This is a genomic window from Streptomyces sp. M41, assembly GCF_043673425.1.
GTDB lineage: Bacteria > Actinomycetota > Actinomycetes > Streptomycetales > Streptomycetaceae > Streptomyces.
The window spans coordinates 31,632-55,139 of the sequence record NZ_JBIMKE010000013.1 but is presented as its reverse complement, the minus strand read 5'-3'; the positions used below and the strand labels follow the sequence as shown (position 1 = coordinate 55,139).

The window sequence follows — 23,508 nt, the reverse complement described above, 5'->3', positions numbered from 1 at the left end:
GCGGGGCACCGGCCGCCCTTCGTCATACACGGCCCTACTGCTGCGTCCAGCCGGGCGGTACTACGCCCTGCTGCTGGTGCTGCTGCTGGTGCTGCGGGTCCTGGGGCGGCGGCGCCTGCTGCTGCCAGCCCTGGCCCGGCGCGGGCTGCTGGGGGGCCTGCCCCCAGCCCTGCCCGGGCTGCGGAGTGCCGCCCGGCTGGGCGTAGGGCTGTTGCGGCTGTTGCTGCGGCTGCTGCTGAGGCGCGTAGCCCTGCTGCGGGTGCTGCTGGTACTGCACGTTCGGGTTGCCGAAGCCCTGCTGGGTGCGGGCGATGTCCTCGGCGATGAGGGCGGCGAGATCGAAGTACGCCTCGCGCGTCTTGGGACGCATCATGTCGAGGTCCACCTCGGCGCCCGCCGAGAGGTGCTCGTCGAAGGGGATCACGACGACACCGCGGCAACGGGTCTCGAAGTGGGCGACGATGTCCTCCACCTTGATCATCTTGCCGGTCTCACGGACACCGGAGATCACGGTGACCGACCGCTGGACGAGATCCGCGAACCCGTTCGCCGACAGCCAGTCGAGGGTCGTCGAGGCGCTGCTCGCACCGTCCACGGACGGCGTGGAGATGATGATCAGCTGGTCGGCGAGGTCCAGCACGCCCCGCATGGCGCTGTAGAGCAGACCGGTGCCCGAGTCCGTGAGGATGATCGGGTACTGCCGGCCCAGCACGTCGAGCGCGCTGCGGTAGTCCTGGTCGTTGAAGGTCGTCGATACCGCCGGGTCCACGTCATTGGCGATGATCTCGAGGCCCGAGGGGGCCTGCGAGGTGAAGCGGCGGATGTCCATGTAGCTGTTGAGCTGCGGGATCGCCTGGACCAGGTCACGGATGGTCGCGCCCGTCTCACGCCGGACCCGTCGGCCGAGGGTGCCGGCGTCCGGGTTGGCGTCGATCGCCAGGATCTTGTCCTGACGCTCGGTCGCGAGCGTCGCGCCCAGCGACATGGTCGTCGTGGTCTTGCCGACACCGCCCTTGAGGCTGATGACCGCGATCCGGTAGCAGGACATCACCGGCGTACGGATCAGACCGAGCTTGCGCTCGCGCTCGGCCTGCTCCTTCTTGGCACCGAGCTTGAAACGCGACGGACCCTGGTTGTTCTTGCGGGCCTTGGGCTGATTGCGCAGCAGCCGGTCGGAGGACAGCTCCACCGCGGCGTTGTAACCGAGCGGGGTGCCGGGCGCCGCCTGCTGCTGCGGTGCGGCGCCGGGACCGGCCTGAGGACCGGGCGGGGCGGCCCAGCCCTGACCGCCGCCCGGCTGGCCGCCCTGGTTGCCGTAGGCGGCGGGCGGGACAGCGGGGTTCTGGGCGGGGTGCGGCTGGGGCTGCTGCGGAGCCTGGTGCTCGGGCTGGTGCTGCGGATACGGCTGTTGGGGCGCGGTCTGCTGCGGCTGCGGCTGCTGCTGCGCGGGCTGCGGGGCCTGCTGTTGGGGGGCGGACTGCTGCGGGTAGCCGTAGCCCGCCTGCTGGGGCACCTGCTGCGGCGGGTAGCCGTAGCCGGGCTGGGGCTGAGGGTGCTGCGCCTGCTGCGGGTAGCCGTATCCGGCGGCCTCTGGATGGGGGGCCTGCGGATGGGCCTGCTGCGGATGCGGCTGTGGCTGCGCGGCCTGGGGCGCCTGGCGCGGGTCGACCGGCGCGGGCTGTCCGGCCTGTGCCGCCGGGTGCGCGGGCTGCTGGGCCGGGCCGAACGTGCCCTGCGGCGGGGTGGCGTGGCCGGGCTGGGCGTGCTGCGGCTGGCCGGGCTGCTGCTGGGGGTAGCCGTATGCGGCGGCCTGTGCGGCGGCTGCCGCTTGTGCGGCTGCTGCGGCGTGCGGGTCCGGCTGGCCCGCGTGGCCGGCCGGACCTGCCTGCTGCGGCGTTCCCTGGGCGGGGTCGGCCGGCGCGAAGCCCTGAGGCAGCGGAGGCAGCGCCTGGTTGGCCTGCGGCGCCGCGGGAGCCTGGCCGGTGGGCTGCGCCTGCGGCTGCTGTGCCGCAGGCATGGGCTGTACCGGTGCCTCGGGCTGCTGCTCGGGCAGGGGCTGCGGTGCGGGGGCAGGGGGAGCGGAGGGGGCGGACGCGGACGGGGCCTCCGCCTCCGGCTGCGCCACCTGCGGCTCGACTTCCGGTGCCGCGGGCGCGGCTTCGGCCTCGGCATCGGGCTGCGCGGGGGAGTCCTCGGACCGGACCGGCGTCGGCTCGTCGTCCTCGGCGCCGGTGTCGGTGTCGGACGCGGCGGCGTCGTCCGACTCCGCGTCGTCGTGCCGCTGCTCCTCCGGCTCATCGTCGTCGGCGTCGCCGAAGAGGCGCGCGGCCTCGGCGTCGGCGGCGGCATGGTTGAGCTCGACCTCCGGCTGCTCCGCCACCGGCTGGGCCGGCGCGGGCTGCTCGGGCGCGGGCGCCGCCGGGACACCGGCCGCCGGGGTGGCGGTCGGGGACTGGGCGGGGGCCGGGGCCGTAGGGGCGCCGGGGGCGTCCTCGTCGACCGGGCGCAGCACCGGGAAACCGGGCGCGTCGGCGGGCGGTTGGGCAGCTGTCGGCTGCGGCGGCGCGGCGGGTGGCGTGGCGGGGGCGTGCTGCTGAGGGATGTGCGGCTGTGCGGTGGCCTGCTGCTGAGGCTCGGCGGCGGGCTGCTGCGCAGGCGTGTGCTGCTGGGGCGCGCCGTAGCCGCCGGGGGTGTGCGGGCCGGGCTGCTGCTGGGGGTAGCCGTAGCCGCCGGACGTGTCGTGGTTCGGCTGAGGCGTGCCGAATCCTGCGGACGTGTCCTGGGCGGGCTGGGGCGCGCCGTAGCCGCCGGGGGTGTGCGGGCCGGGCTGCTGCTGGGGGTAGCCGTAGCCGCCGGACGTGTCGTGGTTCGGCTGAGGCGTGCCGAATCCTGCCGACGTGTCCTGACCGGGCTGGGGCGCGCCGTAGCCACCCGACGTGTCCTGGCCCGGCTGCTGCTGGGGATAGCCGTAGCCGGGCGCCGCCGCGGGCGCCGTGCCCGGCGCGGGCTGCTGCGGGAAGCCGTAACCACTCGCGGGCGTGCCCTGGGCAGGCGTCGGCTGCGAAGGCTGCGCGGGCTGCTGCGGGACGCCCTGGGCGGGCGGCTGCGCAGGGCCCGGGCTCTGCGCTCCGGGACCGCCCGGGGGCCCGGTCGGCGTACCGATGGGTGGTCCGGTGGGCGGTGGTGGTGAGGCGTGCCCGGGGTCCTGCGGAGCGCTGGACGCGGAGCCACCCTGCGTGCCTTGGGCGTACCAGGCGGGAGGTGTGTAGACGATTTCGAACTCGCCGGTGAGATCCACCTCGTGATCGTCCCCGTCCGAGGAAGGGCTCCCGCCGTTGTACTCGGACCGATCCCTGTTCACTGCTTGCCTCCTGGTCAGCCACTGCTGCTGAGCTGGTCGTCGTCGCGGTCGTGCGGACCGAGTGGCGAGTCCCACGCGACTGCGATCGTCACCGCACCACCAGAAGCCTAATCACTCGCATGGCGGGACGGAAAAGCCCCCATGGGGGCGGACGAAAACGCCCCATGGGGGCGACTTGTCCGCGCCCGGCTGCGGGAGACTACGACGCGTCAGTCCATACGGCGGGCCGTGCCGAGCAGACCCGTCTCCGCATCCGTGGGCTCGGTCATGACGAACTTGTGGTGCTTGCGAGTGCACCACAGTGCGACGCCGTCGTGAAGGGTCGGCAGGTGCTGGAGATGCTCCTCGGGAACACCCAGGGTGTCCCGTACCACTTCGGTCTCGTACGGCGAGATGCGCTGGATCCCGACGAGATGGGCCTGGGACAGCCAGCGCGGCGCGTGCTCGCTGACGAACGGCAGCACCGTCACCACCGACTGCCACGGCACGGACGTCACCCGCCCGCGCGGCGGACGGATACCGCAGTCCCGGAACAGCACGACCGGACTCGACACCGACGGCCCCTGCGCGGGCACCCGGCCCACCGGATAGACCGTGACGCACTGCTGGCCACCGCCGGCCGCCTGGGCCAACTGCTGCCAGGCCTGCGGGCGTCCGGTCTCCACACCGACGCGCGCGCCCGTCGCCGCGGCCCGCAACGCGAGCACCTGTGCGAGCCAGAGACCGCCCACGAGGACGACGTCGAACGGAGTCGGGCGAGCCAGTCCCAGCACGGCCGGCTGCGACTCGGGGTCGGTGCCGATGATCACACCGTCGTCGCCCAGCGGCATGCTGATCGCCGCGAGCTCGTCGGCGGTGACGACATGGCGGTTGCGGCGCGGGCCGCGCAGCCCGAACCCCGGGCTGAAGATACGGCGTTGTTGCTGCGGTGCCTCCGGTTGCCGGATGATCGGGATCATGCCGGTGTCCGTGGGCGAGGCCACGTGCGCGGGCGTACGTCCGGGGGCGCGGCCCTGGTGTTCGGGAGGCATCGTCGGGGCGGGGTGGGACATCAGTACGTACCTCCGAGCGGCAGAGTGGCGAGGGCACCGGGGACCTGCTCCCGGTCGAGACGCACGAGGCCGACCTTCGCCGCGCCCGCGGCCCGCTCCAACTCGCGTCCCACCTGGCCGAGTTCACTGTCGCCGCGAGCCGTCACACGGACGTGCCCGGTGAGGGCGACACCGCGGTTGCCGGCCCGGCTCAGCGTCATGCTGAACGTCGTGGCGAGCACCGGCAGCGACGTGAACCGCGTCACCAGCTCGGGCAGCGCCACACCGCCGCTCCCCAACTGCGGCCAACGGGACACCCAGTACGTGGTGTGCCACCGGTCGTCCACCCGCCAGGTCCGCACCGCCTCGACCGTACGGCGCTGGGGCGCCCGACCCTCCTGGGAGTGCTGCGCGTTGGCGCGCGGGTTCAGACAGCTGGACGTCGCCAGCGCCTGGACCAGCTCGGTCTCGTCCAGGATCGTCGCCTTGAAGCCGGCTCCGGCCAGCCGGCTCGACAGCTGGTCGGCCACGCGCAACAGCGCCCGCTGCGCCCCGGGAACCCCGTCCCCTCGGGCCTGCACCGCCTCCGGGCACAGCTCCGGGTCGAGCTTGAGGGCGACCCAGGTCAGCCGCAGCGCGGGAGAACCGGACTGCGCCTGGAGGGGGCCGTAGGAACGCGCGGCGAGCGACTGCTGCGGCAGATGCGGCGCGGGCGCCGGCTGCGTGTGCTGCACGACCTGGACGGAGGCGAGCCGGATGCCGTCGACCTCCAGAGCGTCCTGGATCAGCCGCAGCGGCAGCTGCCGTCCGGCGGCCGCGGGACGCAGCGGCTCGTCGGCCGGCTGCACGAAGAGGACGGCGGTCAGGAAGGTCCCGTCACCGATCATGCCGATCGAGCGGTCGTCACGGGAGACGAAGGAGTACGTCCGCAGGGCGGGGTCGCACTCCACGACGGGCGCGAGCATCGCGTCCGTGCCCGGCGGGACGGGCGTCTTGGCGTCGCGCCGGCGCTGCCGGAGGGCGCGCGTCGTCTCGTACCACTCGGGCAGCGGGCGGCGACCGCGGCGCAGTACGGCGAGAAGCAGCAGCAGCGCGGCCACCGCACCGGCGGGGGCCAGCAACCAGGACGTGTCCGCGGCCCAGGCGGCCACCATGACCGCCGCCGCGAGCTCCACCAGGATGAGTTGCTGAAGCCGCACCGGGCCAAGGCCGCCGGGACGGGGCAGCGTGCGCGGTGACGCGGCGGTCGGGGACGGCGTCGCAGCGTTCGGCGTACGTCTGCCGCTCGGCCCTCCCTGTTGCTGCGGTGCGCGGCGTCCACGCCGAGTGCTCGTAGCGCTGGTCATCCCCCGGGACATCCCTTTCGCGAAGTATCGGCCCGCTCATTGGGGCGGAATCCTCTTCCGGGATTCCGGCGACGGGCCAGGGGCCCGACGGCCCACAACATCCATGCGAGTGGCTCACGGTACCCGCTGCGGAACGCGAGGCGACACAGGGGACACCGAAACCCCAGGTGGCCAGACTGTCACGGACCGGCCCGCCATGGTGGAGCGCTGTGGTGAAGCTCTGTGAAGATGCGGGGTCGGCCCCGCACCTGATGAATCGTCGTCCGGCGACGCAAGGCATAGTAGGGGCCTGCGTGGCCGACGTGGTCTTGGCGGCACACGGGCCGCCGGGCCCACGTGACCTTGAGCGTGACACAACCACGCCCACGCAGCGGTCTGGAGTCACGGCCTCGAGCCACGGCCCCGAGCCACGGAGCTGTGCCGGGCTTCGCGCAGGACCGGGCACGGGCACCGCGCACGCCATCGATCAGCACAAGGCGATCGAGCAGTACGAACGCGATCGAGCAGTACACATCGGGAGACACGGGGACCATGGCAAAGCAGCGTCGGGATGAGCTCGCCGCCTACACGTTCGCTCGCAAGCGCACCGTCGCGGCCTTCCTGGCGCCGTCGCCGGGCGGCTCGGAGGAAGGCGCGCCGCGTCCCATCCGTACGGTGATGCCCAGCCTCGCCGTCGGCGTGGTGCTGGTCATCGGCTTCATCGCCTGGGGCGTCATCAAGCCGACGGCACCCAAGGGCTGGGACACGCCGGGGCAGTACATCATCGTCGACAGCGACTCGACGACGCGGTACGTGGTCCTCGACCCGGACCCCAAGGACGGCAAGGTGGAGAAGGTGCTTCACCCGGTCCTCAACTACGCCTCCGCCAAGCTCCTGCTCGACAAGGGCAAGGGCAGCGTCCTGGAGGTCCCCGGCAAGGAGATCGACAAGAGCGGGATCCGGCACGGGGCGACCATCGGGATTCCATATGCCCCTGACCGGTTGCCGTCCAAGGAGGACGCCCAGAAGCCGAAGACCTGGGCGGTGTGCGAGCGTCCGGTCGAGGGATCGGCCCGCGCCATCGACCGCGCCGTGTTCGTCCTCAACGACGACGACGCCAAGTCCCTCGCCAACGCGGGGAAGGTGGACCCGCGCGAGGCCCTCTACGTCCGCGACACGAGGACCAAGACCGACTACCTGATCGACAGCAGGGGCACCAAGTTCCAGCTGGGCGGTCCCTCGCTGGAGACGACCACCAGGGAGAAGCTGCGCGCCGCCGCAATCGGCACCACGGCCGCGGGATCCGAGCCGCAAATGGTGAGCGCGGAATGGCTGAGCACCCTCAACGACGGCGGGGTGATCACCTTCCCGGACATCCCGGACGTCGGCGGGCCGACTCAGGTCCAGGGGCTCCCCGCCGACACGCGGGTGGGCCGGGTCATCAAGGCGCAGGATGCGCAGGTCGCCCAGTACTACATCGTTCTGCAGAACAAGGTGGCCGCCATCACGCCCTTCGTCGCGGGCCTGGTCAGGGCTGAGGTGGGCATGGACGAGAGCGCCGACATCAGGCTCTCGACCTCGCAGATCATCGACGCCAACGGCGGCGAGGCGAGCTCCTTCTACAAGGACAAGGGCTGGTTCGAGGCCGTTCCGAAGCAGGCCAACTCCCCTGCCACGGCGACCGCCGAGGCCCGCACCACCTCCTGCAGCGTCTACAACGGCACCTTCGGCGAGGGCAACAAGCCCCAGCTCGGCGCCTGGGCCGGGACGGCGTACCCGAAGAGGATCGTCGCCGACTCGCTGAGCGCCTACGTCTCGTCCGGCTCCGGCCTCCTCTTCACGGAGATCACCGGTTCGGCAGGCGGCGGCGGTGGGCAGTACCTGCTGACGGACACGGGGCTGCGCTACTCGCTGCCGCGGACCAACGACAGCGCGGCGAAGGCCAACGGCAGCGGCTCGGCGGGCGCTTCGGACTCCTCGGGCGGCGACGCCAGCGAGACGGACAAGGCGCGCACACGACTCGGGTACGAGGACGTGAACAAGCCCGCGATCGTGCCGCAGACGTGGGCGGGATTCATCCCGAAGGGACCCACTCTGGACACCGGCAGCGCCACGCAGGAACAGAGTCAGTGAGGGTCAACAGGCGTACGGACACATGCACTTGAGAGTAAGACGGTGCGAGCGTCACAGGATGATCGCTCAAGTGTGTGAGCCGTGTAACTGATTGGTCTTGCCTGTGGTTGAGTGACAGGCTGACGATAGAGTGTTTGCAGCGCTCAAGCGTGCGAAGCATTCGTCCGGGTACCGGAACAGGTTTCCCGGATCAACGACGACATGGGGGAAGGTTCATCATGGCCGGCCAGTTCCGGGTAACAGAGGACGAACTCACCAAGCTCTCCGGCGACATCAACACCGTGAACGGTCAGCTGCAGGGCGAGATCCGCCGTCTCAACGGAGTGATCGACCAGATCGCCGGCGGCTGGAAGGGCCAGGCGGCCCAGTCCTACCGCCAGCTGCAGGATCGCTGGAACGCGGACGCGAAGAGGATGAGCGACATCCTCAACGACATCAAGGAAGCCGTGGACTCCACGCGGAGCAACTACTCCGCGTCGGAAGAGCAGCAGAACGCCGAGATCAGCAAGATCATGTCGGACTTCGGCTGATCGAGCCGTACCGGCCTGAAGAGCCTCGGAAGAGCTCGAACGAGCCCGCAGTGAGCTCCGTTCCTCCCCGGGACGCCTTCAGATCACCCTGATCCCCACCGACTTCCTTCGATTTCTTCCTGAAAGGGACGACGATGTCGATTCTCGTCAATTACGCAACGATCACCAACGCGTCCACGGACGTGAAGTCCACCGCCGGTCGTATCAAGCAGCAGCTCGACGACCTCGAGGCCGCGGTCAAGCGCGTCGCCAGCACCTGGGAAGGTGAGGCGCAGGAGGGTTACCAGCGCAAGCAGCGCGAGTGGGACAAGACCGCCGCTGACCTGCACGCGACCCTGCTGAAGATCTCGACGGCGCTCCAGAGCGCGGCCGAGAACTACCAGGCCACGGAGAAGAGCAACGCCAACACGTGGGGCTGAGCCCGTCGGCGGCCCAAGGGGCATGAGATGAAGAGATTCGGCCCAGCCGACGCCACAGCGTCCGCTGGGCCGTCCTCTGCTCCGGGGCCGCGCACGGATTCCGCGAAACCGCTGAAACCGCCGGCGGGGACGCACACAGCAAATTCCGCAAACATTCACACTCGTCGCGCCACGCGTGACACACACATGACCCAGCTTCGAAGGAAGCAAGGAAGCCCTGGGGGCTCGAAGAGATGAGGGGCCTGAACGTGGTGGGCCTGAACGGGACGGGCCGGACAGCCCGCTCGAGCGGCCGTGCCGGCCGCAACGGTGGAACCCGCGCACTGCAGCGGGCCTTCGGCGTGCTCGCGGTGACGGGGATCTGCTTCGCGTCGGCGCCGCCGGCGGTGGCGGGCCCGACGGCACCGCCTGTCCCGGCCGATTCGGCGGTTCCCACCCGCCTCGCGGACTCGGGCAACTCCGCCTCGAGCGGCTCTCGTTCCGGTGACTCCGACAGCGCTCGCTTCGGCCTGGCCGACAGCTCCGAATGCGTCTTCGGCGGCGACGTCATCAAGTCCACGCCCTGGTCGCTCCAGCGGATCCTCCTGAACCAGCTGTGGGAGCACGCGACGGGCAAGAACGTCAAGGTCGCGGTGATCGACACCGGTGTCGACAAGCGCAACAAGCAGTTGACCGGTGCCGTGTCGGGCGGCCGGAGCTACGTCGGCGGCTCCGGCACCCAGGACCTCGAAGGGCACGGCACCCGGGTCGCGGGCATCATCGCCGCCCGCCCGCTCGAGGGCACGGGCTTCGTCGGCATCGCCAAAGACGCGAAGATCCTTTCCTACCGCTACTCAGGTGGGGAGGGAGAAAAGGGGCAGGGCGACGCGGGCACCATGGCCGACGCCATCGGGGACGCGGTCGCCGATGGCGCGAAGATCATCAACATCTCGTCAGACACCCAGAACAAGCAGGACGACGACACGCTGCGGGCTGCCGTGGAGAGCGCCGTGCGCAAGGGCGCCCTCATCATCGCCGCCGCCGGCAACGACGGGGCCGACGGCAAGTTCGCCGAGACCTACCCCGCCGCCTACGACGGCGTCCTGGCGGTGGCGGCCTCCGACCGAAACGACGAACGCGCCCCGTTCTCACAGGCGGGCGACTTCGTGGACGTCGCGGCACCAGGCGTGAGCATGGTCTCCACGGTCCCCCTCGGCGGCCAGTGCACCGCTGACGGCACGAGCTTCGCGGCACCGTATGTCGCGGGCGTCGCGGCCCTGCTCAAGCAGAAGTACCCGCGCTGGAACGCCGCCCAGATCGCCACCCGCATCGAGGAAACCGCTCAGCGCCCGGGACGCAAGGACAACTACTTCACCGGCTGGGGCGTCGTCGACCCGGTCGCCGCGCTGTCGGAGGAGTCGACGCCGGGAGAGTCCCCGCAACCGGACCCACCGGTCGCGGCCGGCGGTGGAAGCCGGGTCGTCCCGATGGCGGTGACCATGGGAGAAAGCGAGGCGGAACGGGAACGCCGTATCGCCACCTATGTGTTGGGCACGGGCCTCGCTCTTGCCCTTGTGGTTGCGGGGAGCGGGGTCGCTGTGCGGGACTGGCGTAGCAAGAGGGTTGGACGAGCTGGACGCATCCGCCGAGGCGAACGGTCGAGCTAGCCGCCCGGTTCGACGACGTGACGATGACTGGGCGCCGAGTGGGCGCTGACGACTTGACGAACAGGGGAGAGGACAACGGGGTATGAGTAACGGAATGCGGGTTGATCTGAGCGAGCTGGATAACGTCATCCGCAAGCTCAACGGCCTTCTGTCAGACATGGACAAGGCCAACACCAAGGCCAAGTACGAGACGGACATCCCGAACAGTGCCTTCGGGAGTGCGAAGTTCCTGGAGTCCAACGAGCTCCATGGCGCACACCAGAAGCAGAAGACGAGGATCGAGAACCTAGTCAGGGACCTGCACAAACTGATCGACGACTTTGGCAAGAGCGCCTCGAAGGTCAGGGACAAGTACAGCAACCAGGAGCAAGCGAACGCGCAAGGTGTGAGCGCTGCTCCCGAGGGCGCAGCCAACTAAGCGGTTCAGCGACCGGTCACTGACAGAGGGGACGTTCAAAGATGGCCTACGGCGGCTACTACCAAAGCCCTGAGTACTACGAAGCTCAGCAAAGGGCACGCGAGCAGCGGATCCAGGACAAGCACGACGAGAAGCTCGAGTCACTCCCCAACGGAGGTATGGGGGGCCCGGACCGCGGCAAGCTCGACACGCCCTTCATGAAGATGAGCATCCCTGAGCTCCGATCCATGATCTTGGACGCTGACCCCGGCCGGATTTACGAGGTCAGCCAGCACTGGAAGTCGGTCCACAACATCCTGTCCGGCGGCGACGGCGATGGTAAGAGCGGCGGCGTCGATTCGGTATCGGCGAAGGACAGCGTCGCCGGCATGATGCAGAGCGCCGTCGAAAACGTCCTTGAGCACTGGGAGGGCGACGCGGCAGAGGCTTTCCGTAAGAAGGCCAACGAGATCATGCAGAACATCCGGAATGGAGCTGCATGGGCCAACTACTACGGCGAAACCATGCACGCGGTCCAGAACGACCTGCGGAACTCCATGTCCAAGATGCGGGAGGTCGAAGAGCCTTCTGGCTGGGACAGGGCCTGGGACAAACTCACGGACGATGAGCGCAGCGATGAGCAATTGCTGGCAGACATCAACAAGGGCGTGAGCACCGAGGCTGCCGCCAAGGCGAATGCGGACTCCCTGTCTGCGGGTAAGGAAGCCCAGCTGCAGGGGGTAGCGATCATGGAGCAGTTGGCGGTGAATTACAAGGCTTACGCGGGGGGTGGAATGAAAGACGGTGGGGATCCGAAGGATCCCTTCCAGCCCCCGAACCCTCAAACGCCGATGCCGACGCCCATCTCAATGCCCTCCGCTGGCAGCTCGGGGCCGAGCCGCGGAGCCAGCACGGCTAAGCCGTGGAGCGCGGGGCCGACGACGAGCATCAAGCCGACGCCGACGGTGCCCCGCGACCGTGGCATCACGGGCGGCTCCCAGCTTCCGACAGCTGGAACGAAGGTGGACAGCATCTCCCCGGGCCTGACAGGGACTGCTCCCAACACGGGCCTTAGCGGACCCGGCGTCGGTGGTGGCAACGTCGGCACCAGCGCAGGCCAGGGCCCCGGCATCATGGCCCCTGGCGGAGCAGCTGGCCTCGCGGGCGGTGCCGCCGCTCGCGGCGGCATTGGTGCCGTCGGTGGTCGCGGTGGTGTGGCTGGTGGCGGTGCGGCAGCAGGCCGCGGCGCCGGAGGCCGACCTGGCATGGGTGGCATGGGGGGCGGCGGAGCCGGCGCAGCTGGCCGAGGCGGTGCTGGTGCTGGCGGCCGGGGAGCCCTCGCGAAGTCCCGTGGCGGCATTGTCGGTGCGGCCAAGGGAGTCACCGGCAAGAGTGCCGGTGGCGGTGCAGGCCTCCACGGCAGCCGTGGAGGAACCCAGCGCGGCGCCATGGCGGGCGGAGCCGGCGGGATGGCGGGTCGCAACGGCCGACGGTCCGAGGACGAGAACAGCCGGGGTGAGCGCCCCGACTACCTGGTCGAGGACGAAGAGACCTGGATCTCGGCAGAGGACCGCAACCGAAACGTCCCGCGGACAATCGAGTAAGCATGTAAGCGGGCCGGACGGACTTTCGTCCGCCCATGCTATGAAGGCTGGTGCACCCAGCCATAGCTGAGTGAGGAGCAGGGAATTGGGTTTCAAAAGAGTCTCGTCAACGGCAGGGGTCATGGCTTTGACGGGAGCCTTGCTCCTCACCTCGGCCCCTAATGCGTCGGCGGATCAAGTCCGAGACGCTCAGTGGCCACTGAGCGTGTACGGCGCAGAAAACGTATGGAAGACCTCGCAAGGGGCAGGGGTAACTGTCGCTGTAATCGACACAGGAGTGGATGCCAGTCAGCCGGATCTCACCGGACAAGTTCTGTCAGGTAAGGACTTCACCGGAGCTGGAGACCCTCACGAAGACTCTGTTGGGCATGGCACTGCAATGGCCAGCCTCATCGCTGGCCACGGACATGGGGCAAATGGTTCCGCGGGTGTCATGGGTCTCGCGCCCAAGGCGAAGATTCTTCCGGTACGCGTGAGTGCGACGCGGGGGGTAGACGAGACTGATGGCAAGATCGATACGGCGGGGTGGACCGCTGGAGTCCGTTACGCAGTAGAGCAGGGCGCGTCAGTAATCAACCTGTCACTCAACGATTCTACTGCCTACCCTGGATCGAAAGCCGCAAAGGCAATCGAATATGCGCAAGCGCACGACGTAGTGGTTGTATCGAGTGCGGGCAACGACGCGGGGACTGTCAATTACCCGGCCGCTCTTCCAGGTGTGGTGGCTGTCTCTGCTGTGGACAAGGCTCTCACTCCCTGGTCTAAGTCAAACACCGGGAAAGTGACTGTGGCAGCGCCTGGCGTTGAGGTCGTCCGGGTTGACCCGACCACCGATAGTGGATATTCGGTGACAGACGGGACCTCTGGCTCCAGCGCCTACGTCTCAGCCATCGTCGCGCTCCTGCGCTCCAAGTACCCTGACCTAACCGCAGGGCAGATCATCAACCGCCTGATCAAGTCGGCGTCCTTCCTCAACAACAAAGGCAGGACGGCCCCGGACAAGGAACTCGGGTACGGAATCGCCCGCCCTGGCACGGCGCTGAGGATGGACATCCCCAAGGGCTCCAAGGAGGGCCCCCTGGCCCAGTCCGCCCCGTCCACGTCGACGAACTCCGGCGCTGCCACCGACGACAACGACAGCTCGACGCAGGCCAAGAAAAAGAAGAAGTCTTCCTCGGGCAACATCCTCCTCATCGCCGGCATCGCAGCCGCCGTAGTCGTCGTCGGCATCGTCTTCGCGCTGCTCCGCAACCGCCGTAACGGAGGTAGCGGCGGCCACGGATCCGGTGGCGGAACGTCCCCTCATGGCACGGGCACCCCGGCCCAGCCCTCGACGGGCTACCAGCACTACCCCAACTCAGCTCCCAACCAGGGCTACCCCGCGCCTCCGGGACAGTCCCCGCAGAACCCCAACCCCTACGCTCAACAGCCCCCGCAGCAAGGACAGTAGAACATCCCCGGGCGAAGACCTCATGACCCAGCAGTCGTGCCTTGGCTGCTACTGGTCATGTCGAACACGCCCGGCTGCTGAAAATCCAGGCAGCAGGGTCCCGTGCGAGGACCCTGCTGCCCTGTGTCGTCGTACTCGCACTTCTGCAGTGAACTGAATGCCAAGAATCGAGAAGGAGGACTTCCTCAGTGGGTGCGATCGTCCTTGTGGTTGGCGTTGTCGGCCTTGGAGCTGTAATCGGCGCCGTGGTGGTCTTGGCCGTACTGCGTAGCCGCCGTAACTCCAACCCCGGCCCGTTCAACCCCGGCGCCGGAACCCCTCCCCAGAGCATGGGCTATGCGCCCCAGCATCCGGGCTACTCAACAGCCCAGCAGGCGTACCCGTCGGCTGCGCCGAACCAGGGCTACCCAGCACATCCCGGGCAACAGCCCCAGTACCCCGCCCCCCGCCCGCACCAGCCCCCGCACCAGGGTCGGTAGCTGGACAGGTCTGCTTCGCTGCCCGGTACCCGCCGATCTGCTCTCCTCCTTGGGCGTACTTGCTCAGAGGCCGCTGAACGCGGAGTCGACGGCGACCATGTGACGGCAACAAATCGTATTGGCGAGGAGTTCGGCTGATGATGCACGCGGAGGCGACTCGTACCCGCTCCAAGGTGTTCCCCAAGGTCGGTCCTTGGTGCGCGAGCGTGAGTTTTGCGGCAACGATCGCCGCGCTCGGAATCTGGTTGTTCGTCAACGTCCCAGACCTGCGGCGGTATTTGGTTCTGGCGTCGCTTGGTTGCGCGCTCCTTTGTGTCCTGGGGATCGTGTTGCAACAGCGGTCGGCAGGCGGGCGGCGCCCCCTGGGCGAAATCGCCGAGGCCGCCTGCGATCAGGCAGCTGAGCGGGGTCATGACTCGGGGGCTGACGTGACCGCGCTGCCGCGGACACTTCCTTCGAGGCGAGGCCAGCAGTTTCGAAGTCTTGCGTGGGTGATCGGGCTCTCCACTGTGCTCATCGGCGTCTTCGCCCTGGCCGTGGGCTCACCGCAGAGGTCGGAGTTGGTGGAGCGGATCCATTCGGCCGGAGCTGAGTTCGGTGTCGCGCGTGCGGAAAAGGTCACCGATGTTCAGCGGAAGTCCTCCAGGGGCAAGGATCCCTACACGGCGACGGTGGTCGTTCAGCTACCCGCCAAGACCGGCGCTGAGTACGTTTCGGCGACCGTCAAGCCGACCACTAATGAGCCGTTGAGCCCCGGCGACCCCGTGACGGTGCTGTATGCGCCTGCAGAGCCGCGACTTGGCGCGGTAGCGGGAGACGAGCGCAGTCTCGGTGCCGAACTGAGGGGGGAGACGATGCCCGCATACTTGCGTTGGCTTTTCGTCGCCGCATGGGTTCTCAGTTGTGTCGCCGCCGTTGGTCACGTGTCCGCGAAGCATGGTTTTCGCTCGTACGCCCGTCTGGGCAAGCAGGACAAGGCCATTCGGGGGCAGTACACCCGTGTCGGTGGGCCCGGTGTCTTTGCTGGGCCCGGCTCTCAGGGGAAAGATGTCTACCTGGAAATCCGTACGGACTCTGGATGGGTGCATTTCCGAACAGGAGTCGGCAAGCACGTTCTGCCAGAGGTGATGGAAGGCCAGCAGCTCTGGTTGTGCTGGGACGCTCATCGGGGTGTGCGTGGTTCACGGATCTCTCCGTCCAGGACATCCGCGGCACTGGTGTTTGACACCGGGCTGGTCGTGCACGGCATGGTGAGCGTCGACGAGATGCGCTCGTTGAGTGATAGTGGTGTCTCCGTGGGAAGGCTCAGCCCGCCTCCGCGGGGCGATCGGTCGCTCCAGCTGTTCGATCCCCGCTCCCAGTGGCCCCTCCTTGTCGAGCCGCTGGCACTGCAGACCTGCGTCGTCGTGATCGCTTGCGCCTCAGTCTTGACCTTTGATGTGACGACTGGTTGGCGCTGGGCAGCTGGGATCGTCGGTTTTCTCGGAGCATTCGCGGCCAGCGGATCATATGTGAGCGAAGATGCTCCCCCGGAGCGGGCCGCGGCATCGAGGTAAGTTCAATGCCGGCCTCGCCAGCACGTCTCGCGGCGCGATGCGCAGGCCCACCGTCGCGCCTCCGCAGACGCAGGCGGCGAGTCCCTGATATGGCGATACGACAGGGAGAGTAGCTCCGTCGCGGTGAGAAGTTCGGCATCGTAGGCAAGGCGGAACACAAGCCCTGCCCGGGCGGGCGCGGTAGCCGATCGACCTGAGTCAGATGATCCGTCGGGTGAGGTCGGCGTCCTTGGCCCGTGTGGCGCGGTCGGGGGACGCCTGCTTGCGGTCGTGGGCGGTCGCTTCCCAGTCGTCGGGCTGCATGAGGAAGAACGTTCCGGAGCTTGGCACATAGCCGACCGCGCCGAAGGGAAAGTCTCCGGCGACGTAGACGCCCTTCTCGATGCCTTCGGGCCAGGGGTTGCGCCACGGAGCGCTTCGGGGGACGGGGTCCATCCGCATCAGTGGCGTCTCCTGCCCCTCGGCGGTGTGGAGGCTAAGCGTCATGCTCTTCGGGCGGCCCTTTGTCGCTGCGGCGCCGTCCACCTTGGTGATCTGCGGGCAGAACTTGTCGAAGGAGTACTGAGCCAGCGCCTTGCGGCACGTGCGCGTGAGGAGGACCGCGATGGGGACGGTGCGGAGCGTGCCCAGGAGACCGAAGATGCCGATAAGGATCATGGGACCCCCGATCACAAAGATCCAGGACATGCCAGCCCGATTCGCCGCTGCGCCCAGCGGCGGCACTCCGAACGCCATGAGCGCGTAGATCACGGTGTTGCGGATACAGGTCCACCACATCCGGTTGGTCAGCTTTCCGCGGAGCGCGGCAGTGTCCAGCGTTTCCGGTGCGTGGGCACCCTGCATGTTGTCCGGCACTAGTTCTCCTACAGTCCGTCTCAGCCCGACTGGTGCTATCCGAAGTCGTTCCGCATGGTGGCGGCGGCGCCGGTCAGCGCCTCCGGTTCCTGGGCGGCCTGATCGTCCGCCGTGGCTCGTTCGGGGTCGGTGAAGGTCAGGGTGCGGGCGATCCCGAGCAACATGTTCCGGTAGTCGTCGGCGGAGTCGAGATCCGGGGTCACCATCTGGAGCACGATGAGCTCCGGCGTGCTTGGCGCCGCCACCGCGACGATGCCCTGCCAGATGTGACTCGGCAGCGTGTTGTTGAGCTCCGGCCGTCGGGACGACCGTGGGGCGGCCGGCCGCTTCTCAGAGAGGTAACCGAGGCCGCACGGCAGTTCCAGCGGGCGCATGCCTTCGTCCCGGCCGTCCGCGGCGCTGCCAGCGAGGCCGGCCACCACGAGCTTCGCGCTGCCTGACGTCGGCAGCGTCGACACGGTGAACACCGACATGGTGAAACCACCGGCATCGTCGGGGTGGGCCCCGAGCGCGCACTCCTGCACCCTGTTGGCGTTGAGCTGGCTGATGATGCCCGCGTACAGGCGCAGCGCTCGGTCCGCTTCCTCTAGCTCCTGCTCGGGCAACGCGCGGACCTGGTTGATGACTTCCATGAGTCGCTCGGCCGACGGATTGAGGTCAAGGGACGTATAGCCGACGGGCAGCCCGTACCAGAAAGACGCTTTGGGGGTGTCCCGCGGTGCGGTGGTCGGTCCACTAACGGTCATGCGGTGCCTTCACTCTCGCCGTGGCTGGTCATACGAGGTTCAACAATCCGGCGATGGCGTGTCCTGTCGCAGCGGCCTTCGTGCCCTCTGCGGTGTTGTGCTCGGAGCCCTTGTCGTCTACGAGGCCGAAACTCTCCGCTGAGGAAACGCCGTTCGCGGCCACGTTCAGCATGTTGACCTTGATGTCGCCCATCAACCTCAGCGAGCCCTTGGCGCTGTCTCCGGCAACCCGCCATGCGTCGCTGGCCTCGTCTGCCGCCGAGCGGCTGATCCCGAGGACCCCGCCCTTCGTACCGGCCCAGACCTTTGTTCCGAGGTTGGCTCCGTCGGCGGCACTCTCGAATCCTTCCTTGGCCGCGACACCCAGCGCCTTCCCGCCCGGGATCATGCCGACGATGTCCCCTGCGACGGAGGCGTATGCGGAGAAGATCTCCATTCCGCTGCCTTGGAACATCAAGTTCTTGCGGAACTCGTCGTCGAGAAGATTCTTACCCATGGACACCGCGCTCGCGACAAGCGCGATCGGCCCCATGATCGGGGCCAAGGCGGGGAAGAGGGCGAGCAGACCGGCGATGGCGCCGATAGTGCCTGCATGCTCTGCCAGGAACGCGCCGACCGACGTGATGATGTCGCCGACGCTCTCCCAGAAGCCCTTGTCAGGGGCCTTTTCCGCGGTGTCTTCCAGCGCCTTGGCGATGATCTCGGCCTCATGGGAGTGCTCGGACTCCAGGTCCTTGATCTTGCGGTTGAGCGACTCGTACTCGCTGTTGGCTTTGGTCAGGGCTGTGCTCGCCTCGTTCAAGTCCCGCTCCGCGGAGCGCAGCCGCGCGGTCGCGTCGTCGGCTTCCTCCTGCGAGGGGAAGGTCCGGTTGGCGAGCTTGAGGTCCGGGTGCTGCGCGGCCTGGTCGTACGCGTTCTTGGCCTTGTCGGCCGCGGCCTTCTTCTCGGCAGCCTCGTCGTCGTACTTCCTGGCCAGCCCCCGGTTGGCGGTCAACTGGCCGTCCCACTTGTGTAGTTGGGTCGCGGCGGAACGCAACGCCGAGGCGGCCTTCTTGAGGTACTTCGACAGGTCGCCTTCGAGGTTCTTGCGGAACTCCTCTGCCGCGTCGCCCTCCCAGTAGCTGCTCTCCGCGGTGAGCTTGGTCAGGTGCCTGTGCGTGTTCTCGAGTGCCGTCGCGGCGGAGGCCGCCCTCTGCTGTAGCTTCGCGACCTCTGCGGGAACGCCGGGCACGGGGTTGAAGCCGATGTGGGGGTACGGGTTCGTTGCCATTACTTACCGCCCCCGTTGCCGCCGGACGTGCTCGCGTCCGCGATCTGTTTGAGGGCCTTTTCCAAGGCATCCTCGACCTCTTCGTAGCCCTTCTTGTTGGACTTCACGCCCTCTTTGATGTCATCGATCAGTTCCTTGGTCTTATCGGACCCGTACTTCCACTCGTCCTGGAACTTGTCGCAGGCCTCGTCGAGCCGGGAGGTGCCGATCTGGTCAGCACGCACGTGGTCGAGGGCCGTCCGGGCCTCGTTCAGCTCGTCGACGCATCTCTCCAGATTCGCCAAGAACTGCTGTAGCTGACCGATGTCCGTCTTGAAGTGGTCCCCCATGGGCCGCTTTCTCCCCGCTCGGCTCTGCATGCATGGGGCCTGGGCAATCGACTGCTCACCCAGGCCTCTTCGGCACCATACCTGCACTGCCTGGGCGCTCCGCCCGCGTCTTCCGTGCCCACGACGACTCTGCGGAAGACCGGCACAGGAGCACCACGGGATCGTTGCTTTGAGCGTGACAAGGGCCCGTTCCCCACAGGTGGTCGTGGAGGCGCCTTGCACTGGCGGCAACCTTCATCGGAAGCTCGGAGGCAGCACTGGCAGCCCAAGTGCCGTTCTCCGTAGGGCGTTTAAGCTGACCGATGCTCGTCGGGTGGGGCCGCCGACTTCTTGACTCTGGCAGGTACTGATCCACGCGTGCCAGGCTCCTCCGAGCCGGACCGAAGCCACTCCAGGGGTACGCGGGCCCGCTCGGTGTGCGCCACCCGTCCCGGTGAACCCCTCATGCAAAGCCGACTTGACGTCACGTGGGGGGCCAGGTCTTCCGCCCGCACGTCAATGGCCCGAGTGCCTTAGGCCAGCCTCGCATGCGGCACAGCTGCAGTCGGGGGCCGAGCAGAAGGTGCGGAGCAGCCCAAACTCATGGAGGCCCACCAACTGCCGCCGGAACCAGTCGACAAACGCTGTTCCTGGAGGTCAATGAAGCCACGGTGTGTTTCGAGCGACTTACGAGGATCAGGCGCACCGATGAGGCTGCTACGGCTTGCTGCCAGGTCGCTCACACTTCCCCGTTAGTCTTGCGTGGGTGCTTAAGCTCCTCGGCTACGGCTGGCCGGAGGTCGACAGGAGGCGCTGCACATCTCGCCGAGGTCCGGAGGGCATGGGTGAGGAGCTCTACGGGATCCCGTCAGAGGGCGAAGGATCACCCCGCACTGTCGTTGCCCACAACTTCGGCACGGCTGTGGACGGTTCAGCAACTGGTTCTCGGCTGCGGACGGGTTCCCGCAGGTGGGTACGGGAGGGTATGACATGCGGCGGTCTGAACGGAGCGGAGTGACCAGGTCATGAGTTTCTTCGGTGTGGCCGACGGTCTTGAGCTCTTCCTGACGCGTTCGCTTGCCTTGAGTGTCTGTTCGGTACCGGTCTGCCTGGCCGCCATGGTCTTCTTCGTCACGGAAGAGGGCTGGTACTTCAGCCTGCTCCTGTGTGGTGTCCTGCCCTGGATCGCCGCCTACCTGAGCGGCCGCGGCAAGCGGGAGATCCGTGCCGGGATGGCCGCGGCGGGGCTCGCTCTCGCCGTCGCCACGCTGCCGTTGTCGTTCGTACTGGCGTCCCTGGAAGGGGCGTAGCGCGAACTCCGTGGTCAAGACACCATCGGGCCGCCGATCGTGACCGCGCTAAGCTGCACTCCCATGACTACGGGTAGCGGTGGACCGGCCAACAGGCCTGGAGAGACAGGCGGACAGCCGCTTTCCGGCGGTTCTCTCGGGGTAGGCGCGGAGGAACTGCGGGCGCGATTCCATGCCCAGGGCCGACGGGGGCTCGTGGAGGAACGGCGGCGCGACGCGCTACAGGCAAGAGGGACCTACGTGGCGATCGCCGGGTTGGTTGCCGTGGTCTGCCTCGGCCTGATGCTCGTACGCCTTGGGCAGGGCGATGCGCTTGGCGTCTGGGTCGCCACCTACGGCATGGGCGTGGCCCTCGGCGGTTGGGGGCTTGTGCTCGCCCGATCCGGTAACACGCGGTGGGCCATGATGGTCTCGTGTATCGGGGGAGCGTTGGCGGCTGTCGGTGACAGTCCCGCTTTCCGTTGAGGGGGCCTGCGGACCGTCGCCGGCGGAGAGCCGGGGCTTCGGCTCCGCCACCGGCTTCAGCTACCGGCTCGGCTACCGACCGGGAACCGGGTGGTGGCCGCCCGGATCGGCATCCGAGGACACGTCGTCACGTCGGACGGCGCTTGTTGCCGATCAGGTAGGCGATGCCCCAGGCCGCGGCCGCGGCGACCACGAGGCCGAGGGGGGAGAACCAGTCGACTGCGTCAGTGCTTTCGTCGATCCACCAGGCCTTGGCCGGCCAGAAGGGCTCGTACCTCACCAGGTCCCAGATGGCACTGGGTGACTGCCCGTCGGCGAGGACGAGCGGGAAGGCGTTGGTGTGGCCGAAGAACGCGCCGAGCGCGGCGATGACGGCACCCATGATCCAGGCGCCGGTGTTGCGGTGACCCACCTTGCCGATCAGGAAGCCGACGATCGCTCCGTTGAGCAACGCGTGGCCCAGGTAAAGAGTGTTGGCCGTCGTAACCGTCAGGTCCTCGTACGTGGCCAGGATGAGACCGCTGTAAAGCATCGACACGATGACCGAGATGAAGAAGCTGAGGAAGACCGCGCCCACCGGATGACCGCTTGCGTTCGGCCGCTGGCCGAAGGGAGGCGCTGCCTGGAAATGTGGCGCGCCGTGCATCGGGTGCATCGGCTGCTGCCCCATGGGGTGCATGGGGTGGTGCATGGGCGGCTGTCCCTGGGCCGGCGGGGCGCCGGGGTACAGCGGGGGCTGGCCCGCCTGCATGGGCGGCTGCGCAGGGGGCGGCGGTGGGCCGAATCCTTGGGGCTGCTGTGCCTGCGGCTGCGGCTGCGGCTGTGCTTGCGGCTGTGGATGCTGCGGCGGGGCGGGCTGGGCGTAGGGGTTGCTGGAGACCTGTGGTGGTTGCGGAGGTTGCGGTGGCGGCTGGAACGGCGGCTGACTCATCGGTATCCCAAGGAGTGAACTGGCTGGAGCAGCAAGCTATCAGTGAGGTCAGGAGGGGGCTGTCGGAGGCGGAGCGGGCGGCGTGAAGGGCATTTATCACTCGCGGGCAACGGCAGTCGGAGTCCCCCCCGGCACGCCGAGCCCCGAGGGCAAGGCACTTCACCTTCACCACTCCCCGCTAAACACGCTTTCCTCGTCACCGTCCTCCTCGTCCATCGACTGGTACTCCTCGTCCAGTTCGAGAATGAGCTCACGTGCCCAGTCGGCGAGGAAGCGCGGGCAGCCCCAGACGTCCGTCGGCCGGGCGCCCTCGGGAGCCGGAAACGTCCGGGCCAGGTACAGGTGCTGGAGGTGCGCGGCGAAGTCGAGTTCGTTCCACCGCCTGTCGCGCCCGTCCGGGTGGTCGTCGCCGTGCGGACAGTCGGCCTCGAGTGGTGCGGGGTCGACCGCGCGAAGCAGTGCGCGCACCTCGCGGCCGACGCCGTAGGGCAGGTCGCGGACCTGGGCGACCCAAAGGGCCATGAGCAGCAGGACCAGTTGCTCGTGCCGGTCATGCGTCGTGGCGTGGCGGCGGGCGGCCCACAGCGCGATATTCTCCGCGCCCTCGGCGAAGGTGTCCGCGTCCGCCACGCACCTGGTCAGCGCGACGATGTCGAGGGTTCCGTCGGGTCTTACGTACGTGACGTCCATGGCGCTGGTGTCGCGTACCCCGAATTTCGACGTGTGCGCGGTACGCAGCTCGCCGAGGGCCTGCTCGGCGAGGCCGCGCAGATGGCGGGGGCACAGCCAGGCGTCCGGCGGGTACGGGCCGAGGGTCTCCCGGAGCTCGGCGCGACCTCCGGGGCTGCGCAGGTGGAAACCGATCTCGGCGAGGTCGGCCGACTCGAACTCGGCGTCCGGGTGCTCGTCGGCACCGTGCGTGCAGACCGCAGGGTCACCGAGCCTCGGCAGGACAGTCTCCAGGCCCTCGATCATCGCTTCGAAGACCGACCGTTCCGTGATGCGGTGGATGGCGTACCAGCAACTCGCGCGCTGAGTGATGATGTAGCCCGCTCGTGCCGCCCTGGTGGCGAGCCAGTCCACGCAATTCGCGTTGGATTCGAGTTCGGCGGCGGGGTCCGAGTAGGGGTAGTCCCAGAGGATCGAGGAGAGGCTCTTCACCGTTGACGTGTGATCTTCCGGTACGACGGCGGGGATGCCGTCGGTCGAGAAGGGGCGGACTGTGTCGGCGGTGACGCGGGCGATCCCGGCGAGGTTGACCGGGCAGAGCTCGGTGTCGTCGTGGGGTTGTTCCGGTGGGGCGGTGGGGAGCGGGTCGGCGAGCAGGTACCCGGCGGGCAGCCCCGACCAGGTGGGGTCGTCCTCGGACAGGTTGGCGAGGTCCCTCTCGTACGGGTGCGTCTCGTGCGCACAACTGCGTCCACCGAACGCCGATGCGGCTGCCGACAGTGCCTCGACCGCCACTCTCTCCGCCTCGGGACCGGGCTGCCCAACGAGATATGGCACCATCTCCGCGAGTCCGGCCACCCAGATGTGGGCGCTCTCGTCACCGGGGTCGGCCAGGAGGCGTCGGGCGCAGTCGAGTACGTGGGAGTCGGCGACTGCGGGGTCGGTGTCCGCCTGGACTCGGCGCCAAGTTTCGAGCGGCTCGGCCCGGCGCGGGCCGGCGTTGTGCGGGTTATTGATCACGAC

At 68.4% G+C, this 23,508-nt stretch carries 19 protein-coding genes; 10 read left to right on the top strand and 9 right to left on the bottom strand.

Going from position 1 to position 23,508, the window contains the following annotated elements; translation table 11 throughout:
• Nucleotides 1–34 precede the first annotated feature (34 nt).
• From ACHBTE_RS18060 to eccE, 3 genes are all read right to left on the bottom strand, one after another.
• Nucleotides 35–3,361, bottom strand: coding sequence for an SCO5717 family growth-regulating ATPase (locus ACHBTE_RS18060; protein WP_394724928.1), 3,327 nt, complete (start codon nt 3,359–3,361; stop codon nt 35–37).
• Nucleotides 3,362–3,570: 209 nt separating this feature from the next.
• Nucleotides 3,571–4,413, bottom strand: a complete 843-nt coding sequence (locus ACHBTE_RS18055; RefSeq protein ID WP_394724927.1) for a hypothetical protein — start codon at nt 4,411–4,413, stop codon at nt 3,571–3,573.
• Nucleotides 4,413–5,738, bottom strand: coding sequence for a type VII secretion protein EccE (gene eccE, locus ACHBTE_RS18050; RefSeq protein WP_394724925.1), 1,326 nt, complete (start codon nt 5,736–5,738; stop codon nt 4,413–4,415). Before eccE ends, ACHBTE_RS18055 begins: the two co-directional genes overlap by 1 nt.
• A gap of 531 nt (nt 5,739–6,269) precedes the next feature.
• On the opposite strand from eccE, the gene eccB reads away from it, so the two are divergent.
• From eccB to ACHBTE_RS18010, 8 genes are all read left to right on the top strand, one after another.
• Nucleotides 6,270–7,850, top strand: coding sequence for a type VII secretion protein EccB (eccB, locus tag ACHBTE_RS18045; RefSeq protein WP_394724924.1), 1,581 nt, complete (start codon nt 6,270–6,272; stop codon nt 7,848–7,850).
• Between the two features lie 218 nt (nt 7,851–8,068).
• On the top strand, nt 8,069–8,380 hold the full coding sequence (locus tag ACHBTE_RS18040; protein ID WP_301996504.1) for a WXG100 family type VII secretion target: 312 nt from the start codon (nt 8,069–8,071) through the stop codon (nt 8,378–8,380).
• A gap of 134 nt (nt 8,381–8,514) precedes the next feature.
• Nucleotides 8,515–8,799: a WXG100 family type VII secretion target gene (locus ACHBTE_RS18035; protein ID WP_394724923.1), complete on the top strand. Its 285-nt coding sequence runs from the start codon at nt 8,515–8,517 to the stop codon at nt 8,797–8,799.
• 233 nt (nt 8,800–9,032) lie between these two features.
• Nucleotides 9,033–10,445: a type VII secretion-associated serine protease mycosin gene (mycP, locus tag ACHBTE_RS18030; protein WP_394724921.1), complete on the top strand. Its 1,413-nt coding sequence runs from the start codon at nt 9,033–9,035 to the stop codon at nt 10,443–10,445.
• A gap of 82 nt (nt 10,446–10,527) precedes the next feature.
• The gene (locus ACHBTE_RS18025) at nt 10,528–10,863 is read left to right on the top strand and encodes a hypothetical protein (RefSeq protein WP_394724920.1); all 336 of its coding nucleotides are present in this window, start codon (nt 10,528–10,530) and stop codon (nt 10,861–10,863) included.
• Nucleotides 10,864–10,904: 41 nt separating this feature from the next.
• The gene (locus tag ACHBTE_RS18020; RefSeq protein ID WP_394724919.1) at nt 10,905–12,446 is read left to right on the top strand and encodes a WXG100 family type VII secretion target; all 1,542 of its coding nucleotides are present in this window, start codon (nt 10,905–10,907) and stop codon (nt 12,444–12,446) included.
• Between the two features lie 121 nt (nt 12,447–12,567).
• The gene (locus ACHBTE_RS18015) at nt 12,568–13,896 is read left to right on the top strand and encodes a S8 family serine peptidase (RefSeq protein WP_394725030.1); all 1,329 of its coding nucleotides are present in this window, start codon (nt 12,568–12,570) and stop codon (nt 13,894–13,896) included.
• 616 nt (nt 13,897–14,512) lie between these two features.
• The gene (locus tag ACHBTE_RS18010; protein WP_394724918.1) at nt 14,513–15,931 is read left to right on the top strand and encodes a hypothetical protein; all 1,419 of its coding nucleotides are present in this window, start codon (nt 14,513–14,515) and stop codon (nt 15,929–15,931) included.
• A 198-nt stretch (nt 15,932–16,129) separates the two neighbouring features.
• Here the strand turns inward: ACHBTE_RS18010 and ACHBTE_RS18005 are convergent, their stop codons facing one another.
• The 4 genes from ACHBTE_RS18005 to ACHBTE_RS17990 are packed head-to-tail and all read right to left on the bottom strand — an operon-like array spanning nt 16,130 to nt 19,131.
• Nucleotides 16,130–16,786 carry a hypothetical protein gene (locus ACHBTE_RS18005; protein ID WP_394724916.1) on the bottom strand — a complete coding sequence of 219 codons (657 nt, stop codon included), beginning with the start codon at nt 16,784–16,786 and terminating at the stop codon, nt 16,130–16,132.
• 35 nt (nt 16,787–16,821) lie between these two features.
• Nucleotides 16,822–17,532 (bottom strand): hypothetical protein, encoded by a 711-nt coding sequence (locus ACHBTE_RS18000; protein WP_394724915.1) that lies wholly within the window; start codon nt 17,530–17,532, stop codon nt 16,822–16,824.
• A gap of 28 nt (nt 17,533–17,560) precedes the next feature.
• Entirely contained in the window at nt 17,561–18,763 is a 1,203-nt protein-coding gene (locus ACHBTE_RS17995; protein ID WP_394724914.1) for a putative T7SS-secreted protein, read from the bottom strand.
• A gap of 38 nt (nt 18,764–18,801) precedes the next feature.
• Nucleotides 18,802–19,131 carry a hypothetical protein gene (locus ACHBTE_RS17990; protein ID WP_394724913.1) on the bottom strand — a complete coding sequence of 110 codons (330 nt, stop codon included), beginning with the start codon at nt 19,129–19,131 and terminating at the stop codon, nt 18,802–18,804.
• A gap of 1,004 nt (nt 19,132–20,135) precedes the next feature.
• Here ACHBTE_RS17990 and ACHBTE_RS17985 point away from each other — a divergent pair.
• Entirely contained in the window at nt 20,136–20,420 is a 285-nt protein-coding gene (locus tag ACHBTE_RS17985) for a hypothetical protein (protein ID WP_394724912.1), read from the top strand.
• 592 nt (nt 20,421–21,012) lie between these two features.
• Here ACHBTE_RS17985 and ACHBTE_RS17980 read toward each other — a convergent pair.
• On the bottom strand, nt 21,013–21,555 hold the full coding sequence (locus ACHBTE_RS17980; RefSeq protein ID WP_394724911.1) for a hypothetical protein: 543 nt from the start codon (nt 21,553–21,555) through the stop codon (nt 21,013–21,015).
• A gap of 12 nt (nt 21,556–21,567) precedes the next feature.
• Between ACHBTE_RS17980 and ACHBTE_RS17975 the strand changes: the two genes are divergently transcribed.
• Complete coding sequence (locus ACHBTE_RS17975) at nt 21,568–21,834, top strand: hypothetical protein (RefSeq protein WP_394724910.1); 267 nt, start codon at nt 21,568–21,570, stop codon at nt 21,832–21,834.
• Nucleotides 21,835–21,981: 147 nt separating this feature from the next.
• On the opposite strand, the gene ACHBTE_RS17970 is transcribed toward ACHBTE_RS17975, so the two are convergent.
• The gene (locus tag ACHBTE_RS17970) at nt 21,982–23,505 is read right to left on the bottom strand and encodes a hypothetical protein (RefSeq protein WP_394724909.1); all 1,524 of its coding nucleotides are present in this window, start codon (nt 23,503–23,505) and stop codon (nt 21,982–21,984) included.
• Nucleotides 23,506–23,508 lie beyond the last annotated feature (3 nt).

What these genes read in the sequence shown, in the direction of transcription:
- ACHBTE_RS18055 (WP_394724927.1), bottom strand. Translation starts at nt 4,413, where the DNA reads ATGTCCCACCCCGCCCCGACGATGCCTCCCGAACACCAGGGCCGCGCC.
- eccE (WP_394724925.1), bottom strand. Translation starts at nt 5,738, where the DNA reads ATGACCAGCGCTACGAGCACTCGGCGTGGACGCCGCGCACCGCAGCAA.
- eccB (WP_394724924.1), top strand. Translation starts at nt 6,270, where the DNA reads ATGGCAAAGCAGCGTCGGGATGAGCTCGCCGCCTACACGTTCGCTCGC.
- ACHBTE_RS18040 (WP_301996504.1), top strand. Translation starts at nt 8,069, where the DNA reads ATGGCCGGCCAGTTCCGGGTAACAGAGGACGAACTCACCAAGCTCTCC.
- ACHBTE_RS18035 (WP_394724923.1), top strand. Translation starts at nt 8,515, where the DNA reads ATGTCGATTCTCGTCAATTACGCAACGATCACCAACGCGTCCACGGAC.
- mycP (WP_394724921.1), top strand. Translation starts at nt 9,033, where the DNA reads ATGAGGGGCCTGAACGTGGTGGGCCTGAACGGGACGGGCCGGACAGCC.
- ACHBTE_RS18025 (WP_394724920.1), top strand. Translation starts at nt 10,528, where the DNA reads ATGAGTAACGGAATGCGGGTTGATCTGAGCGAGCTGGATAACGTCATC.
- ACHBTE_RS18020 (WP_394724919.1), top strand. Translation starts at nt 10,905, where the DNA reads ATGGCCTACGGCGGCTACTACCAAAGCCCTGAGTACTACGAAGCTCAG.
- ACHBTE_RS18015 (WP_394725030.1), top strand. Translation starts at nt 12,568, where the DNA reads ATGGCTTTGACGGGAGCCTTGCTCCTCACCTCGGCCCCTAATGCGTCG.
- ACHBTE_RS18010 (WP_394724918.1), top strand. Translation starts at nt 14,513, where the DNA reads ATGATGCACGCGGAGGCGACTCGTACCCGCTCCAAGGTGTTCCCCAAG.
- ACHBTE_RS18000 (WP_394724915.1), bottom strand. Translation starts at nt 17,532, where the DNA reads ATGACCGTTAGTGGACCGACCACCGCACCGCGGGACACCCCCAAAGCG.
- ACHBTE_RS17990 (WP_394724913.1), bottom strand. Translation starts at nt 19,131, where the DNA reads ATGGGGGACCACTTCAAGACGGACATCGGTCAGCTACAGCAGTTCTTG.
- ACHBTE_RS17985 (WP_394724912.1), top strand. Translation starts at nt 20,136, where the DNA reads ATGAGTTTCTTCGGTGTGGCCGACGGTCTTGAGCTCTTCCTGACGCGT.
- ACHBTE_RS17980 (WP_394724911.1), bottom strand. Translation starts at nt 21,555, where the DNA reads ATGGGGCAGCAGCCGATGCACCCGATGCACGGCGCGCCACATTTCCAG.